This is a genomic window from Acidobacteriota bacterium (genome assembly GCA_016716905.1).
GTDB lineage: Bacteria > Acidobacteriota > Vicinamibacteria > Vicinamibacterales > SCN-69-37 > SYFT01.
Genome location: JADJUS010000009.1, coordinates 21,807 through 28,910 on the forward strand (window position 1 = coordinate 21,807; position 7,104 = coordinate 28,910).

Below are 7,104 nucleotides of genomic sequence, written 5' to 3' on the forward strand. Positions count from 1 at the left end.
CCCCAGTTCCTCAGTTCCTCAGTTCCCCATTTCCATGAGCGCGGCAGAGGCGCCGACAAAGCGCAGCCCCTTGTTATGGTCCACGCCCATCATCTTGCCGCGGCCCATGCGCACAAGCGGCATCACCGCGCGGTAGCCGTCGCCCTCGCGCACCATCATGATCCGCAACTCGGCCTGCGTGTCTCCAGCCGGTGTGCGGATGAGCGGGGTGAAAGCCACGCGCCGCTGAAGCACGTACAGATGTCGCTGGTCGTCGGGAATCGCCGCGATGTCCGCGTTGGTCGGACTGAAGATGATGCCGCCGCCGGCGAATGAAAACAGCGGCTTCAGCAGCCATTCATCGCGGTCATCCGGCATCGCCTTCACGTTCGAGAGAAAGTGCGTCTCGGGAACCCACGGGTGTGTGATCCACGGGATTGAGAACTTGCTGATCCGGAAAAACCAGTCGGGGCCGCCGATCCACTCCACGTCCAGATCGTCGCGATAGTCGAACGGCATCGGGGCGCCTGAGCGCTCGAGTTCGTCGGGGATCACCCGGTTGTAGATGCGTACGATTGGCGTGAGCACACCATCGCGCTTGTAGAACAGGCGCCGGCCCTCGCGGATGATCTCGCGCGTATCGAGCGGACGAATGCCCCACGTGTTCTCGGTCACCGTGAAATCAGGCAGCGTCTTCTGCCGCCGCGGCTCGATCTCCATGAGGATGACTGACGCGGGGTCATGTTCACCAACCAGGGTCCTGCGCAGCAACTCCGAATAGGAATCACGGTTCAAGCCGCTCAGGTACGGGGTGAAGATCGGGGAAGAGAGGGGGACGGGTCTCGATCTGTGGCCATAAGACCTCTGAGGTCTGACCTCAGAGGTCATTTCTCCCGCCACAGATCGAGACCCGTCCCCTTCAAGTCCGAGATGCCCGCTCTCTCCCAGATGCCCAAGTGCGGCCTCCGCGAGCAGCATCTGGAACCCGTAGAGCGACGGGAACGCCTGCAGCTCTACCAGTCGGCCTTCGATCGCGCCGGAGTCGGCGCGGACAAGGCCGAAGTCCACTGCACACACGTGGGCAGCGTTTCGCCATTCGCCAGGCGGAAGCGCTCGGGGACCATCGCGTCAGCCGCCGTGCGATACGCGGCGTTGTTGAGCAGTTGCCGCGTCATGACCTGCGCGGCCTCAACCAGGAGTCCAGCAGTGACGATGGGAAGAAGCAGGGTGTTTCTGAGAGCCTGAACTCTATCGGCACGCCCGCGCCGGTGGTGACGGCATCCACAAACGCGCGGTACTGCTCCTCAGTGAATTCCTGATTAAAGCGGTCGCGCGCCCAGGCCAGCATCAGATCAGGAAGCGGCCGTGGTCCATGATCTGTTCGTCATCCACCCAGATGTCGAAGTTGGCGCCCACCACGTCGATGTGTGTGGAGGAATACCAATCGGCTCCGGTGTGCGCGCCGTACGGGTTGCCGAACGCGATGTGGATGCCCGGAAATTTTTCGTCCTGCAGGATGTGGCCGATGATCTCGTGCAGCTGGATGTTCGTGCCGATCGCGAATTCACCCACCCGGTCGCTGTTTTCATCCGTGTGCGTACGCCCAGAAGTCGTCGCGCAGGGCCTGGTTGGATGACTCGGCCGACACCAGCCGGTTCTTCTCGATGCGCACCGTCAGGGGCGTGTCCTTGAGGTTGCCGTAGCGGTCGCACAGCCAGTCGCCGACGACGCCGTCGATGACGAAGGTGCCGTTCACTTCGCCGGGGCTTGTGAAGACCTCGCCGCCGGGCAGGTTGCCCCACTTTTCAGGGGAGATCAGGCCGCTGGTTTTCACCCAGCGATAATCCGGATTGAGGTCCGCCGTGAAGTCACTGCCCGCCGGCGTGGTGGCCCTGACCTTTTTCGCCGACCGCACCTTGCCGATGACCCGCGCGCTGATGTCATCCACCTTGTGGAAGTCGGCCCGCATGCCTTCGAGCATGATCTGCCGGTTGATATTCACCATGTGCGCATGCCGCATGCGTCGTCGATTGACGATGTCGGTCATCTGCATGCGGGAACCAAGCTCGTTGGCCTGCACCCGCGCCGCGAAGATGCTGACCTGGCTGAGCTCCATGTCCGCGGCAATCCGCGGCGGCAGGTCTTTGAGGGGGCGGGCCGCCTCGTCTTCCAATACGAAGAGCGCGTATTCAGCACCAACGTTCGTGATTTCTTCGATCAGGGCGTCTGCGATGTCCCGCGTTTCCCGATCGGTAATGACCGTCACTCGCACATGAGGCTGGACGCTCAGGCAGACCTTGATGGCATTCTCAGCGCCAGGCTGAAGTTCACTCGACATACATCTCCGGCAGTCGAGGATATCACCGGAGCGGGCCGTGTTATGCGCGTTCCAGCACAGACCGAATCGTCCGCCTGAAGCCGGGCAGGACGTGGGACTCAATGGGCGCGTTCGCCCCGGAACGTCACACGCGAGCAGACCGCGCCGTCCTCGGAGGCCAGAACATGGAGCTGCGACTCGTGCTGGTTGTAGCCAGCCAGATTTCCCGAACCCCATAACGGGCAAACCAGCCCACGCGTTCGTCAAGTTCGCCGATTCGCGGACGCGGAGAGAGCACCTCGATGACCAGATCCGGCGCGCCATGAATGCGGTCCGTGACGATATCGCCGCGCGATGCCGAGACGAACAGCAAGTCCGGTTGCAGCACCAGGGCCTGAGCGCGGTCGAAATGCCACGTCGATGGGCGCCACAAACACCTCTCCGGCGTGTGTCTGTTCCGCATGCGCCTGCAGGGCTGTGGCCAGCCGCAACACCACGCGCTGATGGCTCACAGACGGCGCGTCCGCCACGCGCATGACGCCATAAATCAACTCCTGCGGAATCAGCTGTTCTGGGGTGGCAAAGTACTCGGCGATCTTCGACCCTCCTGACCTGGGCGTGGGGTGTTTCCTGATCGTGGTTCACGCGGCAGCGCATACGTTGAGCGTGCCTCCGGCTGCGGCTCGGTCTCAGCCGAAAAAACTCCTTCGATGTGTTCCGTGACGACGACGGTGCCATCGTCGTCGCCGAGAGGTCAAGAAGAAACGGCGGTAGGTTGAAAATTGTTATGACAGGACCCGCCTTCGCCAAGGCTACGGCGAGGCAAGCCCTGGACTCTGGACCCTGGACTCTGGACTCTAAAGTCCGTGTCTCGTTTCCGCGATCGTGTAATTGACGACGGCTTTGAGATCGTGGCCGGACTCTTCGTAGACGCGCAGTTGGCGATCTGCGCCGGTGCCGTTTTCCAGGATCCACCGCACCACGTTCACGGCGTCCTCGATCCCAACTCATCCAGCACATCGTCCACCCAATCGAGGTATTCGAGGAGCAGTTCGCGTTCGGGGACTTCGCGTTCCTTGCCGAAGTCGATGAGCATGCCGTCGATGCCGTGCGCGAGGCGCGCCACTTGTTTTCCATCAGCAGGGCGCGGCTGCAGACGGCGCCAGCTTTGATTCTTGGCGTGCAGGCGGTAGAGCTTGACCATCGTCGCCTGGATGAGCGCCGCGATCGCGATTGTCTCCTCTACGCGCAGAGGGATGTCGCAGATCCGGAATTCGAGCGTGTCGAAGACCGGGTGCGGCCGGACGTCCCACCAGATCTTCTTGGCGTTGTCGATCGATCGAGTCTTGACGAGCAGGGAAACAAAGTTCTCGAAGTCGGCCCAGGAGCTGAAGGTGTCGGGGATGTTGGTGCGCGGAAAACGATCAAAGACTTTGCAGCGAACGACTTCAAACCGGTGTTCATCCCGATCCAGAAGGGCGAATTGCCGAAAGCGCCAGCATGTGCGGCAGGAAATAGCGCACCTCGTTCATCAAATGGATGGGCTTCCTCGCGGTCTTCGATGCCGACGTGGACGTGCAAGCCGAAGATGAGAGTTGGCGCGCGCCACCATCTGCAAGTCCTCCACGACCTGCATGGCGTGTCGTCGGCCGGATAGATGTCCTGCCGCTCCAATCGGCGAACGGATGCGTGGCCGCGGCGACCATCAGCAGGCCGTGTTCGCCGGTCAGGCGGATGATCTGGCGGCGCAGGTCGCGGGTCAGATGGCGCGCCTCGGCCACCGTGCGGTAAACGCCGGTGCCGACCTCGACCACCGACTGGTGCATCTCGGCCTTCACCGCCTCATGCAGCAGCGTCTGGCCGCGGGAGAGGATTTCCGTGCCGATGTGCGACCGGAGATCGCGCGTCTCCGGGTCAATCGTCTGGTATTCCTCCTCGATGCCGAGGGTGAGGCTGGGCTTCATTTGGCCTTCTTGGTCTTTGCCTTGGCGGACGCAGGCGCGGCTCCCGAGGCCGCTGCCGGGCTGGGATTGAGGAAGTCCCAGCGGAACTGGCCGGCGGCAGGGGGCGCTGCGGCCTCGCGCAGGGCGAGGTCCGCCATGGCGTCCAGGATCCAGTCGAAGTTGTCCTCGCCGACCGAGGCGAGGTCCGCGTCGGGCGCGGGGTTGAGGAAATCAATCGCGTAGGGCACGCCACCCTGCACGGCGAACTCGACCGTGTTCATGTCGTAACCCAGGGCGCGGCAGATCGTGAGGCAGTCGCGCGTGAGGCGCTCGCGCATGGCGGCGGGGATGGCCGGGCCGTTCTTCACGTAGCGCTCGGCGTGTGGCCGGCGCGGGTCGTAAGGCATCAGGTGCACCTGCTCCTGCCCGATGACGTAGCAGCGATAGTAGTCCTCGAACTCGATGCCCTGCTGCAAAGTCATGCACAGGTGCCCGTCTGGTCGTAGGCCGCGAAGAATTCCTTGGGCGAGTGGACCTTGAAGACGTTCTTCCAACCGCCGCCGCTGTGGGGTTTGAGCCAGGCGGGAAAACCGATGTAGTCGAAGACGTCCTGCCAGTTCAGCGGGTAGGCCAGATTGCGCAACGAGAGGCCGCTGATGTCCGGCGGATGCTGTTTGTGCGGCAGGAGGACGGTGGGCGGGATGGCGACGCCGAGCTTCGAGGCCAGGGCGGGGTTGAAGAACTTGTCGTCCGCGCTCCACCAGAACGGGTTGTCGATCACCGCGGTGCCGCTCAGCACGCGCGTTCTTCAGGAAGGACCGGTAGAACGGGATGTCCTGCGAAATGCGATCCACGATCGCGGCAGCCGCACGGTTCGGCCATGCGGACGTCGTCAATGTTCACGAACTCGGCCGACACCCCGGGCACACCATGCCATTCGATCCGCTCCACCAGCGCGCCGGCAAACGTCTCTTCCATCCCGAACAACACACCAATCAATCCCGCCATTTTACTAAATCCCTTTCCTTCGGACCCTGGACTCTGGACTCTGGACCCGGGACCGCGTCTACGGCACGTAGACTGCCGCCATTTTCTTCCATTCCGGCCAATCGTGCTCCCGGAACCGTGGACCTATACGCGAAGACTGTTGGGAATGCCGCTCTGGTCCAGGAGCCGCGCGGCCTCTTCAGTGCTGGCCCGGCAGATGTCGTTTTCGCCGGTGACCAGCACCATTTGTTCTGGCGGTGCGGTCCAGGAAACCAGAGTCTTCCAGGTTAGGCAGGAAGAGCGGCGGCGACAGCAGGTAGGCGTCGGTATCGGAATAGCCGTTGGCGGGGAACCGCATGATGTCGAACAACGCCTCCCATGCTGATGCACGACGTAAACACATCCGGATGCCGCAGCGCCATCGTCGGGGGCGTGGTACCCGCCTAAAACTGCAGCCGGTCACCCCTGCGGTGTCGCTTCCCGTTCGTCCTTTGATGAACGGAACCACCTCTCCGGTCAGGTAGCGTTCATATTGCAGAATACCGCTGGATGCGGTCGTGAGGATGGATCGAGTCGGCATAAAAGCTCTCAGCGTCCACACTTGAGACGCAGAACAGCTACGAGGGCCCCTGCGCCAATCTTGTCCGCCAGCGCGTCCACCATGCCCCGGTCTTCGTATTCAGGGAAGGCTCCCACATTGAGGTAGGGAAGACGATCACAGGACGCCCGGCAGCAGCCCAAACGTCAACATTTCATGTCGGTTCGGGTCTCGTGCAAACCACCGGTGAATCTTTCGCGACTCATGTCGCCGATACTACGTCATCTGATGCTGCGTCGACGTTTCCTTCTGAATGGATTTCCGGGCCCCGTCACGTCACCGTGGACGGGGCTGAGGCCGTGTCAGGGTCCCGGGTCCCGGAGTCCCGAGGTCCGGCACCGACGCCGCTCTTGATTTTGCGACAGGCAGAACCTGTTTGACGGCAGAGCGGGCCCATCGTCCCGGCGTGATGACCTGGCGGGTGTGCAAACCGCAGCCCGCCTGGTGGAGGAGGGCCTCCGTTGGTCATCGCAGGCATCGACCATGCCGCAGAGGAAGGATCGCAGAAATAGAGAAGCCCCACACCGAGGGCAACCATTCCGGCGCCAGCCAGACTCGCGCTACGGGCGATTCGTCGTTGAAGAGCTGGTGCCGTTTCTGGGGCCGAATACGGCGTTGACACCCAGGCCGGCCGCCTGGCGATGGGCGGCTCCTCATTGGGCGGTCTGGTGACGGCGGCCATCGCCCAGCGGTATCCACGGCAGCCTTTGGCCGTCTGCTGGTCATGTCTCCGTCACTCTGGTGGGACGAGGCGGTGATGATGACGCGGGTGCGTCGCCAGCCCTTCGCGCCGGCGACGCGGGTCTGGCGCCGTCGGGCTCAAGGAGGGCCGGCAAACCGCGGCCAACGTGCAAATTGCGGCGCCTGCTGTTGGGATCAGCATCGTGCCGGCAACGTAAACGGTGCCGACGATCCGCTCGGCGACCACTCCGAGGATCGCTGGGCGAAGCGACTGCACCTGAGGCGATGGTCTGGCTGTTTGGTTCCTGATCACACCTGCCCAGAAGTGTGCTGTTCCGCACTTCGAGCGCCCGTCGTTCCGCCGTATCCTTGGGCGTTTGGCAGACACTCAGGAGGACAACTATGTCCGGTAGCGAAGGTGAGCGGATGATTCCACATCCACGAAGAGTTTGAGGACGCCATTCAGCGGGGCCTGGCGCGCGCTGGCAAGACGCTTCCGGAACATCCGTGGGGCATGGATCAAGGAACAGCACGTGCGGTGCGACGACGGCCGCGTGACCGAGTATCAGGTCAACTGTGGTGACCTTCGTACTTGATGA

General features: G+C 62.9%; 6 protein-coding genes and 3 pseudogenes. 1 reads left to right on the forward strand and 8 read right to left on the reverse strand.

The window, feature by feature from the left end:
• Positions 1 to 18: 18 nt before the first annotated feature.
• The 8 genes and pseudogenes from IPL75_13370 to IPL75_13405 form a co-directional block, all read right to left on the reverse strand.
• Positions 19 to 1,047 (reverse strand): hypothetical protein, encoded by a 1,029-nt coding sequence (locus IPL75_13370; GenBank protein MBK9241218.1) that lies wholly within the window; start codon positions 1,045 to 1,047, stop codon positions 19 to 21.
• Positions 993 to 1,154 carry a hypothetical protein gene (locus IPL75_13375; GenBank protein MBK9241219.1) on the reverse strand — a complete coding sequence of 54 codons (162 nt, stop codon included), beginning with the start codon at positions 1,152 to 1,154 and terminating at the stop codon, positions 993 to 995. The genes IPL75_13370 and IPL75_13375 overlap by 55 nt, the downstream gene beginning before the upstream one ends.
• On the reverse strand, positions 1,151 to 1,327 hold the full coding sequence (locus IPL75_13380; GenBank protein MBK9241220.1) for a hypothetical protein: 177 nt from the start codon (positions 1,325 to 1,327) through the stop codon (positions 1,151 to 1,153). Before IPL75_13380 ends, IPL75_13375 begins: the two co-directional genes overlap by 4 nt.
• Positions 1,327 to 2,317, reverse strand: a pseudogene (locus tag IPL75_13385) (aminopeptidase). The gene IPL75_13380 and the pseudogene IPL75_13385 overlap by 1 nt, the downstream one beginning before the upstream one ends.
• 124 nt (positions 2,318 to 2,441) lie before the next feature.
• A complete protein-coding gene (locus tag IPL75_13390; GenBank protein MBK9241221.1) occupies positions 2,442 to 2,759 on the reverse strand; it encodes a Uma2 family endonuclease in 318 nt (105 codons plus the stop codon).
• A 394-nt stretch (positions 2,760 to 3,153) separates the two neighbouring features.
• A pseudogene (locus IPL75_13395) lies at positions 3,154 to 4,260 on the reverse strand (carboxylate-amine ligase).
• Positions 4,257 to 5,247 (reverse strand): annotated as a pseudogene (locus IPL75_13400) (hypothetical protein). The pseudogenes IPL75_13395 and IPL75_13400 overlap by 4 nt, the downstream one beginning before the upstream one ends.
• A 178-nt stretch (positions 5,248 to 5,425) precedes the next feature.
• Positions 5,426 to 5,806: a hypothetical protein gene (locus IPL75_13405; GenBank protein ID MBK9241222.1), complete on the reverse strand. Its 381-nt coding sequence runs from the start codon at positions 5,804 to 5,806 to the stop codon at positions 5,426 to 5,428.
• Positions 5,807 to 6,954: 1,148 nt separating this feature from the next.
• Here IPL75_13405 and IPL75_13410 point away from each other — a divergent pair.
• Positions 6,955 to 7,101 (forward strand): dodecin domain-containing protein, encoded by a 147-nt coding sequence (locus tag IPL75_13410; GenBank protein MBK9241223.1) that lies wholly within the window; start codon positions 6,955 to 6,957, stop codon positions 7,099 to 7,101.
• Positions 7,102 to 7,104 lie beyond the last annotated feature (3 nt).